The organism is Pseudarthrobacter enclensis, assembly GCF_001457025.1.
GTDB classification, from domain to species: Bacteria; Actinomycetota; Actinomycetes; order Actinomycetales; family Micrococcaceae; genus Arthrobacter; species Arthrobacter enclensis.
Map to the genome: position 1 here is coordinate 612,223 of NZ_KQ758600.1, position 17,308 is coordinate 629,530.

The 17,308-nt window shown below is 70.4% G+C and carries 10 protein-coding genes and 1 pseudogene; 4 read left to right on the plus strand and 7 right to left on the minus strand.

Translation table 11 applies throughout. The annotated features are described in order from the left end of the window. Positions 1 to 37: 37 nt before the first annotated feature. The 4 genes from AS031_RS07420 (at position 38) to AS031_RS07435 (ending at position 4,902) form a co-directional block, all read left to right on the plus strand. A complete protein-coding gene (locus AS031_RS07420; RefSeq protein ID WP_058267476.1) occupies positions 38 to 904 on the plus strand; it encodes a universal stress protein in 867 nt (288 codons plus the stop codon). Then, positions 865 to 3,282, plus strand: coding sequence for an HAD-IC family P-type ATPase (locus AS031_RS07425; RefSeq protein ID WP_058267477.1), 2,418 nt, complete (start codon positions 865 to 867; stop codon positions 3,280 to 3,282). The genes AS031_RS07420 and AS031_RS07425 overlap by 40 nt, the downstream gene beginning before the upstream one ends. A 67-nt stretch (positions 3,283 to 3,349) precedes the next feature. Further along, the gene (locus tag AS031_RS07430; protein WP_058267478.1) at positions 3,350 to 4,354 is read left to right on the plus strand and encodes a zinc-dependent alcohol dehydrogenase family protein; all 1,005 of its coding nucleotides are present in this window, start codon (positions 3,350 to 3,352) and stop codon (positions 4,352 to 4,354) included. 125 nt (positions 4,355 to 4,479) lie between these two features. Next, positions 4,480 to 4,902 (plus strand): Hsp20/alpha crystallin family protein, encoded by a 423-nt coding sequence (locus AS031_RS07435; RefSeq protein ID WP_058267479.1) that lies wholly within the window; start codon positions 4,480 to 4,482, stop codon positions 4,900 to 4,902. A 49-nt stretch (positions 4,903 to 4,951) separates the two neighbouring features. Here the strand turns inward: AS031_RS07435 and AS031_RS07440 are convergent. The 7 genes and pseudogenes from AS031_RS07440 to AS031_RS07470 all read right to left on the minus strand — a co-directional run bounded on the left by AS031_RS07440 (position 4,952) and on the right by AS031_RS07470 (position 17,195). Further along, positions 4,952 to 5,977 (minus strand): annotated as a pseudogene (locus AS031_RS07440) (ATP-dependent 6-phosphofructokinase). Continuing rightward, on the minus strand, positions 5,974 to 9,189 hold the full coding sequence (locus tag AS031_RS07445; protein ID WP_058267480.1) for an HAD-IA family hydrolase: 3,216 nt from the start codon (positions 9,187 to 9,189) through the stop codon (positions 5,974 to 5,976). The pseudogene AS031_RS07440 and the gene AS031_RS07445 overlap by 4 nt, the downstream one beginning before the upstream one ends. Positions 9,190 to 9,231: 42 nt before the next feature. Further along, positions 9,232 to 11,649 (minus strand): phosphoenolpyruvate synthase, encoded by a 2,418-nt coding sequence (gene ppsA, locus AS031_RS07450; RefSeq protein ID WP_074446931.1) that lies wholly within the window; start codon positions 11,647 to 11,649, stop codon positions 9,232 to 9,234. Between the two features lie 52 nt (positions 11,650 to 11,701). Further along, the gene (locus AS031_RS07455) at positions 11,702 to 14,269 is read right to left on the minus strand and encodes a cation-translocating P-type ATPase (protein ID WP_058267481.1); all 2,568 of its coding nucleotides are present in this window, start codon (positions 14,267 to 14,269) and stop codon (positions 11,702 to 11,704) included. Then, positions 14,269 to 14,730 (minus strand): universal stress protein, encoded by a 462-nt coding sequence (locus tag AS031_RS07460; protein WP_058267482.1) that lies wholly within the window; start codon positions 14,728 to 14,730, stop codon positions 14,269 to 14,271. Before AS031_RS07460 ends, AS031_RS07455 begins: the two co-directional genes overlap by 1 nt. A 46-nt stretch (positions 14,731 to 14,776) precedes the next feature. Further along, positions 14,777 to 16,753: a heavy metal translocating P-type ATPase gene (locus AS031_RS07465; RefSeq protein WP_058267483.1), complete on the minus strand. Its 1,977-nt coding sequence runs from the start codon at positions 16,751 to 16,753 to the stop codon at positions 14,777 to 14,779. Further along, positions 16,725 to 17,195, minus strand: coding sequence for a pyridoxamine 5'-phosphate oxidase family protein (locus tag AS031_RS07470; RefSeq protein WP_058267484.1), 471 nt, complete (start codon positions 17,193 to 17,195; stop codon positions 16,725 to 16,727). Before AS031_RS07470 ends, AS031_RS07465 begins: the two co-directional genes overlap by 29 nt. Between the last annotated feature and the right edge of the window lie 113 nt (positions 17,196 to 17,308).

A 17,308-nucleotide genomic window follows, 5' to 3' on the forward strand; every position in this document is an offset into this window, starting at 1 on the left:
CTGCCCCGCCCGGGCACCCCGCAGGAAAGGTCACCCCATGGATACCACCAAGCCCATCGCCGTCGGCATCACCGACTCGGAGGCGTCGCAGGCCGCGCTGGCCTGGGCCGCAGCCCGCGCCCGCCGGCTCAAGCTGCCGCTGGTGCTGCTGTCCGTCCTGGACGACCACTGGATGGCGGGCGAGGCGCTGGAGGCCCTTCCGTACATTGATGTGCTGCGCACCTCCGGGGAGGACCTGCTCAAATCGTCCGCCGAACGCATCCGCAGCCAGGAGCCGGGGCTGCAGGTATCGCATGAGCAGCTGGAGGGCAGCATCGGGGCTTCGCTGGGGCGGTATTCGGAGAAGGCTTCCATGCTGGTCCTGGGCAGCAGCGGGCAGTCCCGCGGCGCCATGACCGACAGGGCGCTGCAGGCAGCTGCCGTTGCGGAATCCCCAGTGGCGGTGGTGGGCCCGGGGGCATACGGCGGCAAGGGCATCGTGGTGGGTGTGGACGGTTCGGAACAGGCCACGCAGGCCGTGGCGTTCGCCGCTGCCGAAGCGGACGCCCTGGGCGAGGAACTGACGGTCCTGTACGCCTTCACCGGACCCAACCGGTGGATCAAGGCCGGACTCCCGTCGGGCAGCTTCGCCCGGCATGTTGTCGAGGAGGAGCAGGTGGTCCTGTCCGAGACCGTGGCCGGGCTGCGCCAGGACTACCCCGGCCTGGTGGTGCACGACCTGCTCGAAACCGTCCTGGAGCCCGCCGCTGCGCTGATCCGGGCCGGCACCGGAGCACGGCTGCTGGTGCTGGGAAGCCGGGGGCGGGGAAGCTTCAGCAGGCTCCTGCTGGGTTCCACTGCACACGCCGTCCTGACCGAGCCGCCATGCCCCACCGTCATCACCAGGCTGAAGAAGCGGGCCTGACGTCCGCCGAGGTCGCGGAACGGACGGCCAGGGGCGAGACCAACAGCGTCCCGGACGCCACCAGCCGCAGCGTGTGGGAGATTGTCCGGGCCAACGTCCTCACCCTGTTCAACGGAATAGTCGGCGGGAGCTTCGTCCTGCTGTTCATCCTTGGCCAATGGCGGGACGCGCTGTTCGGTTTCTCCGCCCTGGGCAATGCCCTGATCGGAATCATCCAGGAATACCGGGCCAAGAAATCCCTGGACCGCTTGGCCATCCTGCACGCCGTGGACGCCAGGGTGGTGCGCGACGGCGCGCCTGGCAGGGTCCCTGCGGCGGAACTGGTCCCGGACGACGTCGTCCTGCTCAACCCCGGCGACCAGGTCACCGCTGACCTGCGCATCCTTGACGGTGCGGTGGACGCGGACGAGTCGCTGCTGACGGGCGAATCGGAGCCGGTGCCCAAAGCCGCGGGGGCGGAGCTGCTGTCCGGGTCGCTGATCATGGCCGGAACGGGGCGTGCAGTGGTGGTCCGCGTGGGTGCCGGCACTTTCGCCGCACGCCTGGCCGCGGAGGCCAAGCGCTTTTCCCTCGTGACCTCGGAGATCCGCGCGGGCCTGGACAAGGTCCTGCGGGTCATCACCTGGCTGCTGCTCCCGACGGCGGCACTCGTCACGTTCGCGCAGGTACAGGATGCCGGCGGCTGGGACCAGGCCTACAGCTCCGGCCGCTGGATCCCTGCGGTGGTGGGCGTGGTGGCGAGCCTGATCTCCATGATTCCCCTGGGCCTGGTGCTGCTGACCAGCGTCGCGTTCGCGGTGGGCGGCCTGCGGCTGTCCCGGCACATGGTCCTGGTCCAGGAACTGGCAGCCGTGGAGGTCCTGGCCCGGGTGGACGTCCTCTGCCTGGACAAGACCGGGACGCTTTCCACCGGCACCATCACTTTCGATGCCGTCCACAGCGCAGGCGGCCCGCCCCCCGCGGGATGGCGGGCCGCCCTGGAAAACTTCGGGTCCCGGCCCGAAGCCAGCACCACGGCCGCTGCGATCGGCGCAGCGTTCCCCTGCACCGCTCCCCTCCCCGCGGTATCGGCCATACCCTTCGACTCGGCCCGGAAATGGAGTTCGGTGACCTTCGCCCAGGGATCAGCGGCAAGCGGTACGTGGGTGCTGGGGGCACCCGACGCGGTCCTCGGCGGCGCCCCGCGCTGCGCCGGGGCCCATGAACGCGCCGCAGCGCTGGCCGGGACCGGGCTCCGGACCCTGGCGCTGGCCCACGTCCCCGGCAGCCTTGCGCCGGCTGCCGGGGAAGGAACCCTGCCCGCCACCCTTGAACCGGTCGTGCTGCTGACCTTCCGCGAAGAGCTCCGCCGGGATGCGGGGCCTACGCTCGACTACTTCCGGGAGCAGGGCGTCACCCTGAAGATCATTTCCGGGGACGATCCGCGGACCGTTGGCGTGCTGGCCCGGTCCCTGGGCCTGCCGGGTGCCTTCGACGCCCGAAACCTGCCATCGGACCCCGCCCGGCTGGAGCAGGCCATGGAGGAGAACGACGTCTTCGGCAGCGTCACCCCGGCCCGGAAACGCGACATGGTGCAGGCACTGCAACGGCGGGGCCACACGGTGGCGATGACCGGCGACGGCGTCAATGACGTGCTTGCCCTCAAGGAGGCCGACCTGGGCATCGCCATGGACACCGCCTCACCGGCCACCAAGGCCGTGGCCCGGATGGTCCTCCTGGACGGCCGCTTCGACCGGCTCCCCGCCGTTGTCGCCGAAGGCCGGAGGGCCATCAGCAACATTGAACGCGTGTCCATGGTGTTCCTCAGCAAAACGGTCTACATCACGGCCATCTCGCTGGGCTTCGCCCTGGTCCTGTGGCCTTTCCCGTTCCTGCCCCGGCAGCTGTCCATCGTGGACGGGCTGACCATCGGGCTGCCCGGGTTCTTCCTGGCCCTGCAGCCCGGCGGCCCGCGGTACACACCGGGTTTCCTGGGACGCTCGCTGTCCTTTTCCCTGCCCGCCGGCCAGTGCACGGCGCTGTGCGTCTTCGGCGTGGGCGGCTACGCGCGGGCCACAGGCCTGGCAGGGACGGACGCCGCCCAATCCGCCACCGTGATCACCCTGGCCCTGACCGCTTCATGGATCCTCGCCACGGTGTCCCGTCCCCTCACCCGCCCCAAGGCGTTGATCCTTGCCGGAATGTATGCCGGGCTGGTCCTGATGTTCACGGTGCCGCCCGCCACGTCCTTCCTCCGCCTCGAATGGCCGCCGCCGGACCTGCTGGCGGTAGCGGTGGCGGCATCCCTGGCCGCGAGCGCTGCCGTCACTGCGCTGGCCCGCCTCCAGCGTCTTCACCGGCCGGAACATGACCCGCGAAAGAACCGCGGGCGCCGGTGACCTTCGGCTCTGGCGGCGTTCCGGGGCCCGGTGCAAGTGTTGATCCATCCGGCGGAAGGAGGCGGTGGTGCGCGCATGGTGGGTTGGCCAACCGGGTCCTGCCGCAGGCGGGCCCCTGGTCCTGGGCAGCAGGGACGATCCCCGGCCGGGTCCGCACGAGGTCCTGGTGGACGTCAGTGTGTGCGGCATATGCCGTACCGACCTGCACCTGGCTGAAGGCGACCTCGCACCCCGGCGTCCCGCCGTAGTGCCCGGACACGAGGCCGTGGGCGTGGTGGCGGCCTGCGGCACAGACGCCACCCGGTTCGCGCCGGGCGACCGGGTAGGGGTGGCGTGGCTCGGCGGCGTGTGCGGTACCTGCCCCTACTGCCTCCGCGGCGACGAGAACCTTTGCACGGCGCCCGTCTTCACCGGCTGGGACAAGGACGGCGGCTACGCCGGGAAGCTGACCGTCCTGGAAGACTTTGCCTATGCCATCCCGGACGTGTTTTCCGACGAACAGGCGGCACCGCTCCTGTGCTCCGGGATCATCGGGTACCGCGCCCTGAAACGGGCGACCCTGCCCGCGGGAGGCCGGCTGGGCATCTACGGGTTCGGCAGTTCCGCCCATCTGACCGCCAGGATGGCAATGCACCTGGGTGCCTCCGTATACGTGATGACCCGCTCCGCGGAAGCCCGGGACCTGGCCCGCGGCATGGGGGCTGCGTTCGTGGGCGGGGCGGGGGACGCTCCGCCCGTGCCGCTCGATTCGGCCATCCTGTTTGCCCCCGCAGGCGGCCTGGTTCCCGTTGCCCTGGCGGCGCTGGACCGCGGCGGGACGCTGGCCATAGCCGGCATCCACCTCAGCGACATTCCGGCCTTGAACTACCAGAGCCATCTGTTCCATGAACGGCAGGTGCGCAGTGTCACGGCGAACACCCGCGGGGACGGCGAAGAGTTCTTCTCCCTCGCTGAACGGATTCCCCTCTCGCCCAGCGTCACCGTTTATCCGTTCGACGCTGCGGACAGGGCACTTGCCGACCTTGCAGCGGACAGGATCACCGGGTCCGCCGTGCTCCGCGTCCGCCCCTGACCCCTGCACTGGACCACCCGCCCGGGCGGCCGGGACCTTGGACTCTGGAGGTGGTCACGCGTGGAGCGGATGGTGTTAACGCCGGATAGGCCGGAGACGCCGGCCCGGAAAGACCAGGAGGAACAATGACCGAACTGATGAAATGGTTTGACTCCCGGCGCTCGCCGATGGACCTGATCGAGAGGCTCTTCGAAGGCGACGCCGGCTCATCCGCCATCCGCGTGGAGGAACTGGTGGACGGCAACACCCTGGTGGTGCGTGCCGAACTGCCGGGCATCGACCCCGACAAGGACGTAGACGTCTCGGTGGCCGACGGCGTCCTGACCATCAAGGCCGAACGGCAGGAGAAGTCGGAACACAAGGACAAGGACGGCTACCGCTCCGAGTTCAGGTACGGGTCCTTCGTGCGCCGGCTGCCGTTGCCCGGCGGCGTCCAGCAGAATGACGTCACCGCGTCCTACAAGGACGGGCTGCTGGAAGTCCGCGCTCCGCTTCCGGCGCATACGCAGGAGCCGGCGGCGGCCAAGGTACCGGTCACCAGGGGCTGACACGCAGGTCCGGCGGTGGAGGCCGGCGGCCCGGCAGGCCCTGCCCGGATCATCCGAACAGGGCCGCCGCTTCCCGGTACCTGTGCTCCGGGACCACTTTCAGGGTTCCCACGGCCTCCTCCAGTCCCACCGGGACGATGTCCGTTCCCCTGAGGGCCACCATGGTGCCCCAGTTTCCGTCCGCCGCGGCCTCGACGGCGGCGATGCCCAGCCGGGTGGCCAGCACACGGTCGTACGCCGTCGGCTCTCCCCCGCGCTGGATGTGCCCGAGGACCGTGGCTCGTGTCTCGATGCCTGTCATGGCCTGGAGCTTCGCTTCCAGCAGCAGGCCGATGCCGCCCAGCCGCGGCCTGCCGAAGGTGTCCAGTCCGCGGGGCGAGTAGGGTGCCTCCTGGCCCACGGCAGCGAAGGCCTCAGCCACCACCACCAGTGGCGCCCGTCCCCGGTCCCGGGCCGACACCACCCACATGGCCACCTGGTCGAAGGTCACCGGGTGCTCGGGGATGAGGATGGCATGTGCACCGGCGGCCATTCCTGCGTGCAGGGCGATCCATCCCGCATTGCGGCCCATGACCTCCGCCACCATGCACCGGTGGTGTGATTCCCCGGTGGTCCGCAGCCTGTCGATGGCCTCGGTGGCGGTCTGGACGGCCGAATCGAAGCCGAACGTGTAGTCCGTGGCGCCGAGGTCGTTGTCGATGGTCTTCGGGACGCCAACGACCTAAAGGCCGTGGCCGCACAACTCCCGGGCAGCGGCAAGGGTCCCCTCACCGCCGATGGCGATCAGGCCGTCCAGGCCGTTCCGGCTGAAGCTCTCCCTGACCGCCGCCACGCCGCCGTCCCGCAGCGGGTTGGTCCGGGACGTTCCCAGGATTGTCCCGCCCAGCCGGGAAATGCCGCGGACGCTGCGCCGCGGCAGCGGGACGACGTCCTGCTCGAGGACTCCCCGCCAGCCGTCCCGGAAACCGACGAAGCCGTAGCCGTGCACGATGTCTCCGCCCAGGACCGCGCCCCGGATCACCGCGTTGACGCCCGGGCAGTCGCCGCCGCTGGTCAGGATTCCCAGGCGCTTCATGACGCGGCCGGTTCCGCAGGGTCAGCCAGCCGGAACGTCACCGTCTGGCCCGCGGCCAGTACGCTGTCCCTGCCGCTGACCCGGACATTGATGGGCCCGGCGTCCCCCGGGGCCGAGGTCACGCGAAGGTGCCCGCCCTTGAGGCGGATATTCAGGTGGTGTCCGCGGTACCGGATCCTGAAGGCCACGCTGCGGAGTCCCGTGGGCAGGTTGGGGGCGAAGGCGATGGTGTCACCGCTGAGCCGCAGCCCGGCAAAGCTGCGCTGGATGACGTCGACCGTCCCCGCCATGGCGCCCAGGTGGATCCCGGCCCTGGTGGTGCCGTGCTGCGTGTCGTCGAGGTCGGCGTCGAGCGCTTCACGGAAGCTGTCCCACGCCCGGTCTGCGTCGAGCGCGGCGAGGACGGAGGCGTGGGCGACCCGGCTGAGCGTGGAGCCGTGCGCCGTGCGGCCCAGGTAGTACTCGATGGTCCGGTCCAGCTGGCCGGCCGTGAACTTATACCCGAGCTCCGCCAGCAGGCCCGTGAGTCCCTCCTGGCCGAGGAGGTAGGGCAGCATCAGCACGTCCGCCTGTTTGGCGAGCTTGTACCGGTTGGTGGTGTCCCCCTCGGACTCGAGGATCAGGTCCAGCCGTTCAATGCTGTCGTACGTTTCGCGGTAGCGGTCCCAGTCGAGGTCTTCGAGGTCCTCATAACCGGCGAACTGGCTGATGACGCCGTCGGCATGGAACGGGACGAAGAACGCCCTGCCCACCTGCAGCCAGGCGGCCGGCTCGCCCTCGCTGATGCCCAGGCGTTCCACCAGGTCCGCGCGTTCCTGCCCCTGGAACGTTGCCACGACGTCCGCGGCGCGCAGGCAGGCCCAGGCGGCCATGACGTTGGTGTAGGCGTTGTCGTCCAGCCCCGGTTCCGGCTTCCCGGGATAGCCGGTGTGGTACTCGTCCGGGCCCACTACGCCGGTGAGGTGGTAGCGGCCGCTGTCCTGGCTGAAGCGGGCGCGCGAGGCGAAGAACCGGGCCACGTCGATCACCAGTTCGGCACCCCGGCGGAGCAGCCACGGCCTGTCGTTGGTGGCCTGGTAGTACTGCCAGGCGTTGAATGCCACCGCCAGGCCGGAGTGCAGCTGCAGGTGCGAGTGGTCCGGCACCCACCGGCCCGAACGGTCGTTGTACAGCCACGTGGGGGTCTCTTCGGTGCCGTCGCTGCCGCTCTGCCAGGGGAACATGGCCCCTGAACAGCCTGTCAGCGATGCCGCCTGCCGGGCCGCCGGAAGCCGCCGCCACCGGTAGTCGATCAGGGAGCGCGCCACGTCCGGGGTGCGCAGCGTCACCAGCGGCAGCACGAACAGTTCATCCCAGAAGACGTGGCCGCGGTACCCCTCCCCGTGGAGTCCGCGGGCCGTGACGCCCGCGTCCAGCTCGGCCGTGTGGCGCGTCAGGGTCTGCAGGACATGGAAGATGTGCAGGTTCAGGACCAGCTGCACCTGGCCAGGCGCGTCCAGGTCCACCAGGTAGGGGGCCAGCTCCCGGCGCCACGCCTTCAGGTGGGCCTCGAGCAGGGCGCCGGTGTCCCCGCCGCAGCGTTCCAGGACGGCACGCGCGGCTGAGGCCGGAGAGGAGATGGCGCGGTCACGGGACGTCACCACCGCGATGGCCTTGCTGATGGCGGCCGGGATACCGTCGGTGAGCAGGACGTGGTGGAGGCGGAAGTGGAAGGCGCCGTCGTTTCCCGGCGTGCCGGGACCGGCGTCACCGCCCGCGCACGTCCGGAAGGCCGCCGCGATGCGGACCAGGCTTTGCGTCGTTTCGGCCTCGACGACCGAGACGGCGTTGAGGCCCTCCGCCACCGCGCCGGTACCGCTGCCGGCCGGTTGCGGTGCACGGTCCAGCTGCGGTGTACGGTCCACCAGGTGGATGCCCGGGCCGGCTTCGGGGCCGCCGATGTTGGCGTTCCGGACCCCGGTATCCACGCCGCTGCGCACGTCCAGGCCGCCGCTCCATCCCAGCGGCGTCACATGGGTTTCCAGGACCAGCAGGTGCGGCTCCGCCATGGAGGCAAAGCGGGTCTGCACCACTTCCAGGCGCCGGCCGCCGGCTGCTTCGAGCATCAGCCACCGTTCCAGGACCGCCCGGCGCAGATCCAGGGTCCTGCGCTCGCGCAGCACCTCCATGCCGCCGTCGGACCACCAGGAGCCGCCCTCCAGCCGCAGGTCCAGGGGCAGGCAGTTTGGTGCGTTGACCAGGTGTTCCTCCACCACCGTGTGTCCGGCCGCTTCGGCTGCCGCCCGGTTGTAGACGCCGGCCAGGTACATCCCGGCGTAGCTGGCGGCGCTGCCGCCTTCCGGGGCTGCTCCCCGCACCGCGAGGTAGCCGTTGCCCAGGGTGGTGAGCGCTTCGCGGTGCCCTTCGTGGCCGGCGTCGTACCCTTCGTAGACAAGGTGCCAGGGGTCGCCGAGCACCAGCCCCAGGTCCAGTTCGCCGACGTCGTTAAGCACCGCACCGGCCCCGGCCGCCTCCAGGCCGCGGCGGGTGCCGTTGCGGTCGATGCCCACCACCAGACCGAAGCCGCCCCGGCGCGCGGCCTGGACGCCGGCCACCGAGTCCTCGATGACCACCGCGTGGGACGGGGAAACCCCCAGCCGGAATGCCGCGGCCAGAAAGACATCCGGGGACGGCTTCCCCCGCAGCCCGAGGTTCCTCGCCGCGGTACCGTCCAGGATGACGTTGAACAGGCCCGTGATTCCCGCGGCGTCCAGGACGAACGAGGCGTTGCGGCTGGAGGTGACCACTCCGGTGGGAACACCGGCGTCGGCCAGCCGGCGCAGGAGGTGCATGGTGCCGGGATAGCTTTGCACCCCTTCCCGGCGGAGGCGCTCCAGGAACAGCCGGTTCTTGAGCGCCCCCATGCCGCACGCGGTCCAGTCCCCGGGCCCGTCCCGGTCCGTTCCCCGGTCAACCTTCACTCCCCTGGCCGCCAGGAACCTCAGCACCCCTTCCTCCCGGGGCAGGCCGTCGATGTAGGCCCGGTAATCGGCCTTGGACATCGGCGCACGGTCGGCATCCGCCGGCACCCGCGGATCCTCGAAGATCTGCCCGAAGGCCTCCTTCCACGCGGCCTGGTGGACGAGCGCCGTGTTGGTGACCACGCCGTCGAGGTCGAAAATGACGGCGTCGAACGGCGGCCGTGCAGCTGCTGCGGTGGGAGAGCCGGTCATGGGACAGTGCTATCAGGCGGGCATCCGGCGCTGACAGTGCCGTTAGGCCTGTGCGGCGGACCGCTGCTCGGCGTCCGCGATGACCGGGAGCGCCTTCAGGTAGGTGTCCGGGTTCAACGAAATGGAATCAATGCCCCGGCTGACCAGGAACCCGGCCAGTTCCGGATGGTTGCTGGGCCCCTGGCCGCAGATGCCGATCTTGATGCCGGCCGCGTGGGCCTTGGTGATGGCCTCGGCGATCATGGCGCTGACGGCCGGGTCCCGCTCGTCAAACAATCCGGCCAGCTGCCCCGAATCCCGGTCCACGCCCAGGACCAGCTGGGTGAGGTCGTTGGAGCCGATGGAGAACCCGTCAAAACGCCGGGCGAACTGGTCCGCCAGGACCACGTTGGAGGGGATTTCGCACATCATGTACAGCTTCAGGCCGGCCTCGCCGCGCACCAGCCCGTGCCCGGCCATCGCCTCGATGACGCGGTCGGCCTCCCCCACGGTGCGGCAGAAGGGAACCATCACGACGACGTTGGCGAAGCCGATCTGTTCCCGCACCTTCTTCAGCGCCCGGCATTCCAGGGCGAACCCCTCACGGTATTCCTCGCTGTAGTACCGGGACGCGCCCCGGAACCCGAGCATGGGGTTTTCCTCGGGACGTTCGAACGCGCCGCCGCCCACCAGGTGGCTGTACTCGTTGCTCTTGAAATCGCTGAGCCGCACGATCACGGGTTTGGGGTGGAAGGGTGCGGCGATCTTGGCGATGCCCGTGGCCAGAACGTCAACGAAGTATTCCCTGGGATCGGGGTAGCCGGCGGTCAGGCTGCGGATCAGGGCGGTTTCCCCGGGATCGGTGACCCGCTCGGGATGCACCAGGGCCATGGGGTGGACCCGGATGAGGTTGCTGATGATGAATTCCATCCGGGCCAGTCCCACCCCCGCGGCGGGCAGCCGCCACCATTTGAAGGCCGCCGCGGGACTTCCGATATTGATCATCACGTCCGTCCGGGTGGCAGGCAGTTCCTCCATGTCCACCTCGTCCACGGAGTATTCCAGCAGCCCCCCGTAGACCCTTCCCTCCTCCCCCTCGGCGCAGGACAGCGTGACGGGGGCGCCGTGGGCCAGGCTCCCGGTGGCGTTGCCGGTTCCGACGACGGCGGGCACGCCCAGCTCCCGGCTGACGATGGCCGCGTGGCTGGTGGGGCCGCCGTGGTCGGTGACGATGCCAGTGGCGCGTTTCATGACCGGCACCCAGTCCGGATCCGTCATCCGGGTGACCAGCACGGAGCCGTCCACGAACGACTCGATGTCCTTGGCGTCCCGGATGACGCATGCCGGTCCGGAAGCGATCCCGTCCCCCACGGCCGCGCCCACGGCGAGGACCGGTCCGCGCCCCTCCAACCGGTAGGTGCGGAAGACGGTGCTGCTGCGGCGTGCCTGGACGGTCTCCGGCCTGGCCTGCACCATGAACAGTTCGCCGGTGCCGCCGTCCTTGGCCCATTCCATGTCCATGGGGCGGCCGTAGTGGTCTTCCACCGCCGCCGCCCACCGCGCCAGCTGGACCACTTCCGCGTCGGACAGCACCAGCGCGGCCTGTTCCTCCCGGGTGGTGTCCACTATGCGCGTCAGCGCGCTGCCGCCCTGGCTGTAGACCATCTTGCGTTCCTTGGCACCGGTTTCCCGGGCGATGACGGGCGTGAACCGTTCGTCCCGCAGCAGCGGCTTGAACACCTGGTACTTGTCCGGGTTGATGGTTCCCTGCACCACTGTTTCACCGAGCCCCCACGCGGCACTGATCAGGACCGCGTCCGGGAAGCCGGATTCGGTGTCGATCGAGAACATCACCCCGGAGGCGCCGATGTCCGACCTGACCATCCGCTGGATGCCGACGGACAGGGCCACATCAAGGTGTCCGTATCCCTTCATTTCCCGGTAGCTGATGGCGCGGTCGGTGAACAGCGAGGCGTAGCAGCGGCGGCAGGCTTCCAGCACGGCGCGCTCGCCGGAGACGTTCAGGAAGGTCTCCTGCTGGCCGGCGAAGGAGGCATCCGGCAGGTCCTCCGCGGTGGCACTGCTGCGGACGGCCACGGAAACCTGCGGCTGGCCGGACCTCCCGGAGAGCAGTCTGTAGTGCTCCCGGACCAGGGCGTCGATGTCCGCGGGAAACTCCGCTCCGAGGAACAGCTCCCGGATGGCCGCACCGGCCTGCCGCAGGGTGGCGCCGCCGCCCCGGTACCGGTCTATCTGCTCCCGGACGCGTGGTTCCAGGCCATTGTGTGCCAGGAAGGCGCGGTAGGCGTCCGCGGTGGTGGCGAATCCTTCGGGCACCCGCACCCCGGCGGAACCCAGCGCCTGGCTCAGCTCACCCAGGGACGCGTTCTTGCCGCCCACGGAGGCGATGTCCCCGATCCCGGTGTCGTTGAACCACTTGATGCGGGCGTCGGTCATGGCGGCGGAGGAGGGAGCGTTCATGCCTTGATTCTGGGCTGGCGCCACTGCCCGGGGCAGGGTCTTTGGACCCCGGTCACGGCCGGGTCCAGCGCGCCCTGATGGCCTTGTGCGCCCAGTCGGCGGCCAGCACGGCGGGGATTGCGGCCGCGGCGGCGAGCAGGCCGGCCGGCGGAGGCGGCGCCTGGCCCAGCAGTGCGGCCACGGCAGGCAGCAGCAGGCACGCCGCCAGCACAACGAGCTCGGCGAGGACCGCCCACAGGAGCAGTCGGTTGCTGGTCCAGCCCAGCCGCCACGGGGGCTGCGTGGCGCTCCGGCAGGCGAAGGCGTTGGCCAGCTGCCCAAGGACCACTGCCGTGAAGGCCGTGCCGGAGGCCGCCAGCAGGAGTTCATGCCCGGGGGCATCACCGCGGGTCCAGCCGCCGGCGAAGAGGACAGCGGAGAACGCAGCCATTTCGATGAAGGCTTCAACGGGTCCCAGCACGCAAAAAACCCGCACCATTAGCCTGCGGTCCATCAGGTGCCTGCGGTCCGGAGGCCGGGTGAGGACCCGCTTGCCTGGCGCTTCGGCGCCCAGGGCCAGGGCCGGCAGCAGGTCGGTTCCGATGTCCAGGGCCAGGATCTGCAGGACGCCCAGCGCCAGCGGGAACTGGCCGCCGGAGAGGGCCCAGACGACGAACGGCGTCAGCTCGGCCACGTTGTCCGTCAGGTGGTAGGTGAGGAACCGATGGATGTTGGCGTAGGTTGCCCTGCCTTGTTCGATCGCGGCCACGATCGTCGCGAAGTGGTCGTCGAGCAGCACCAGGTCGGCCGCCTCGCGCGCCACGTCGGTCCCGCCGCGTCCCATGGCCACGCCGATGTCCGCTTCCCGCAGGGCCGGCCCGTCGTTCACTCCATCCCCGGTCATGGCCACCACGTGCCCCCGGGCCTGCAGGGCCCTGGCAACCCGCAGCTTCTGCTCCGGGGACACCCTGCTGACCACCATCCCGTCCCGGTCCAGGAGCGCGCCCAGCATCTGGTCGTCCTCCGGCAGGCCTGCCCCTTCCACCACCTGCGCCCCTGGACCGGCCAGCCCGATTTCGCGGGCAATGGCCGCCGCGGTGGCCGGATGGTCGCCGGTGATCATGGCCAGTTTGAGTCCTGCCTGCCGGGCGGTCCTGATGACCTCGTCCACGCCCGGCCGCGGCGGATCGTGCAGCCCGATCAGCCCGAGCAGTTCGAGGCCGCGTTCCAGGTCCCCAGCCGGCGCCTGGTCCCAGGCGTCCGCTCCGTCCGGGGCGCGGCCGCCGAGGCTCCGGCGCGCCACGGCGATGACCCGCAGCCCCTGCGAGGCCATGTCCTGGACCTGGCCGGCGGTTCCGGCGGGAAGGCCGGCACACAGCGGAAGGACGGCCTCAGGTGCGCCCTTGCAGAACAGGTCCCGGCCCACCAGCGCCGATTCCCGTCGTCGTACCGGGTCGAAGGCGAGGCGCCGCCATGGCGCCGGGGTTGCGCCGACGTCCCCGGCAAGGCGACGGGCGAGCGCATCGATGGCGGCCTCCATCGGGTCGCCGGCGGCCTGCCATTGCCCGTTGCGGAACACCGCCCGGCCCTGGGACGCGGCGCGCGCTGCGAGCGCGGCGGCTGCTGCGGCGTCGCGTCCTGTTCCCTGCACCTGGGCGTCCGGGGCGTAGCCGTCCCCCATGATCCGCACGGTCCCGGCGGGTGTGCAGACCTCGACGGCGTTCATGCGGTTCTGCGTCAGCGTCCCGGTCTTGTCGGTGCAGATGAAGGTGGTGGAGCCGAGCGTTTCGACGGCCTCCAGGTTGCGGACCAGCGCGTTCCGTGCGGCCATCCGCTGGGCGCCCATCGCCAGCGACAACGTCACGGTGGGAAGGAGGCCTTCCGGGACCAGCGCCACCGCAACCCCGATGGCGAACAGGAACGAGTCCCGCCACGGGATCCCCGCCAGGAGGGAGACGAGGAAGAACAGCGTCGCGATGCCGAGGGCAACCAGCGCCACCACCCGCACGATACGCCGCAGTTCCAGGGCCAGCGGCGTGGGTGGCGGGACAGCGCCGCTGGTGAGGGCAGCAATCCCGGCCAGCCGCGTCCCTGCTCCGGTGGCAGTGACGGTGGCTTCGGCGTCGCCGTTGACCAGGAAGGTGCCGCCCCAGGCGGCGTCGCCGGCGGCTTTGGGCACCGGGACGCTCTCCCCGGTCAGCATGGACTCGTCCACGGCGCAGGCTGTGGCCGTGTCCAGGACCACGTCGGCCGGTATCCGGTCCCCGGCCGTCAGCAGGATGGCGTCCCGGACCACCAGGTCGCCGGCATGGACTGTGGTGACCTGCCCGTCCCGCCTGACCCGGACGTCCGCCGGGAGCAGGCCGCGGAGCTTGGCGGCGGCATGTTGGGCGCGCTCCTGCTGGATGTGGGCGAAGACCCCGTTGACGATGACGACGACGATGATGGCCACGGCGAGCTGCGGCATGTCCGCGACGAACGCCAGGGCGGCCGCCACCCACAGCATCAGGGCGAAGAAGTGGGTCAGTTCACCCCACAGCTTGCGCCACTGCGGGACGGGCTTCCCCACAGGGAGGACGTTGGGTCCGGCCTGTTGCAGCAGTTCCGCCGCACGCTCGGTGGTCAGGCCTGCCGCGGCCATCACACAGTGTCCGGCTCCTGCCCCACCAGCACTACGGGGCAGGCCGAGCGCGCGGCGCAGGCTTTGCTGACCGACCCCATGGAAGTGCCAAGGAAGCCACCCTCACCGTGCCTGCCCACCACGAGCAGCTGCGCGCGTTTGCTCTCCTCCACCAGGACCTTTCCCGGCGCCCCGAACTTCACGGTGACGTCGACGGCGGCGGGGCGGCTTCCGGAGAAGGCCCGGCCCAGTGCGTCCTCCACTGCCTGCCGGGCGGTTTCCTCGAGCCGGGCCGTCAGCGGGTGTTCACCGCCTTCAAGGTGCGCCACCACCAGGTAATCGGGCATGCCGATGCAGGTGATGACCTCCAGCCGGGCATCGAGCCGCGCGGCGAGGGTGCCGGCGCAGCGCAGGGCTGCAGAGGAATACTCGGAGCCGTCCACCCCCACGATCACTGGCCTTGAAGCTGTGTCTGCGTTCATACCCTCTACCTTCGCCAGCGGCCCGGCACCCGGTAAGGGCCAAAGGTCATGCGCCCGCGGCGGGCCGGACGGCGGCTCCGCGCAGGGCCCTCAGGCCGTTGAGGATCGTGGCCAGGTCAACGAGTTCCTGCAGGAGGGCGCCGGTCACGGCGGGGATGTAGCCGGTCATGGCAACGGCCATCAGTCCGATGCTGAGGCCGATGCCGGTCCAGATGCTGACGAGGGCCACGGACATGGTGCGTTTCCCGATGGCGACGGCGAGCGCCACCTTGGACAGGTCGTCCAGCATCACCACAACGTCGGCGGATTCGCTGGCGGCCGTGGCCCCCTTGGCCCCCATGGCGACGCCGACGTCCGCCGCGGCCAGGACCGGCGCGTCGTTAACGCCGTCGCCCACCATGAGGACTGGCCGTTCGCGGACGGCGGCCACTGTCCGCACTTTGTCTTCGGGCAGGCAGTCCGCCTGGACCCGTGAGATGCCTGCCTCCCGGGCTATGTGCGCGGCCGTGCCGCCGGCGTCGCCGGTCAGCAGCATGGTGTGGCGGACGCCCAGCCTCTGCAGCTCCTCCAGCGTGGCCACGGCGTTGCCCCGCAGCGGGTCCCGCATGACCAGCGCGCCGGCGTAGACACCGTTGACCGCCACGTGGACGGCGAGCTGGCCGCTGTGCAGGGGGGGTTCGCGGAACCCTTCAGCGGCGCGGACCAGCCCCGCTTTGCCGACCACCACCCTGTGGCCCCCGCACACCGCTTCCACGCCGTGGGTTGCGTGTTCGGTGGCTTCGGTCACGGGCAGGAGGTCCAGGCGATGCGCGGCCGCGGCCTCGATGACGGAGGCGGCAAGGACGTGTGAGGAATACTGTTCCGCCGATGCTGCGAGCTGCAGGATGCGGGATGCCTCCAGGGCCCCGCCGGAGCTGTCCGCTTCCCGGTCCGGCAGCTCCACGCGTTCCAGCACCGGCCGGCCGGAGGTCAGCGTCCCGGTCTTGTCAAAAACCGCGGTCCGGGTTTTGGCCAGCTGCTCGAGGGTCCGGGTGTTCTTGATGATGATGCCGCGGTGGGCCGCCTGGCTGGTCCCGGCCAGGAAGGCCACAGGCGCGGCGATGAGGAGCGGGCAGGGTGTGGCGACCACCAGCACCTGGGCGAAGCGGACCGGGTCGGCTGAGAGGATCCAGGCGACGGCGGCCATGGCGACGGCGAGCGCGGTGAACGGCACGGCGTACCGGTCGGCGAGCCGCACCACGGGCGCGCGGCTGGATGACGCTTCCTCCACCAGGGCGATGATCCGGCTGTACTGTGAATCAGCGGCAGTGGCGGTTGCCCGCAGCCTGATGGCTGCCTCGCCGTTCACTGATCCGCTGAGGAGCACGTCCCCGCCGACCCGTTCCACCGGCAGGCTCTCACCGGTCAGGGACGATTCGTCCAGCGTGGCTGTTTCGGACAGCAGTTCACCGTCCACGGGCACCAGCTCGGAGGGGCGGACCACTAGGATGTCGCCGGGAACCACGTCGCCGATGGGGATCTCTTCCAGCTCCGGGCCGCCGGCTTCCAGATGGGCGAAGCGGGGGGCCCTGTCCAACAGGGATTTGAGTTCCCGGGCGGCGCGGCCCTGCGCGAACGTCTCCAGCGCTTCACCTCCCGCGAGCATCAGGATCACCACGAGGGCGGCGAGGTATTCGCCGACGGCCACCGTACTGGCGATGGCCATCAGGGCCAGGATGTCGATCCCCCAGCGGCCTTGCCGGAGGGTCCGGACCATTGCCGCAGCCCGGAGGAGCCCCACGGCGCCGGCGTAGGCGGAGGCACCCCAGCGTGCGGGTTGGTCAAGGCCGGCCGCGAGCAGCCCCAGGGTTGCCGCGAGCACCAGGACCGTCAGTGCCACCAGGGGATACTGGCGGAGCGCTGCGGCGAGCCGTCCAGGCCCGCCGTTCCCGTCCGCCGGCGGGCCGGAGGTTTCAGGTCCGGTGGAGGATCCGGCCGGTGCCGCCGGCTGGCGCTTAGGCAAGGCCCGCCCGCGTGGCGCCACCCACGTGGTTCCACCAGGTCAGCGGGGACGCGACGGGGAACCGCCTGCCGGTCACCGACCTGGGAATGATGCGGACAAAGTGGTCCTTGAGTCCGGCTTCCCAGGGGAACAACGTGAGTCCCGCTCCACGCATGAGGTCGGGTGAGGGGTCCAGTTCCACCGCATGCCCCTTGACCTCGACGCTCCAGGCCGTCAGCGGTTCGCCTCCGGTGCCGTCCGCTTCGAGCGCGACGGCGGCGTCCCCCGTGGCGGCGTGCAGCTTGGTTCCGTCTCCGGTCCGGAAAACCAGGGACCCGTTGTCCACCTTGTAGTTGACCGGGAAGATTTCCGGGTTTCCATCCACCACGACGGCCAGGTGGCCCACTGTCACGGTGCGGAGGAGGTCCCAGCAGTCATCGGCTCCCAGCTTTTCCATATCGTGCCCGGTTGAACTGTTGCTCATACAGCAGAACGTAGCGTTTCAGGCGCGGCAAGGACAGGGCATTTTGTCCCGGACCATGCTGCGGCGCCCCGGGAGCCTGCTACGGTCTTTGGGCCCTTCCAGCATCCGGCCCA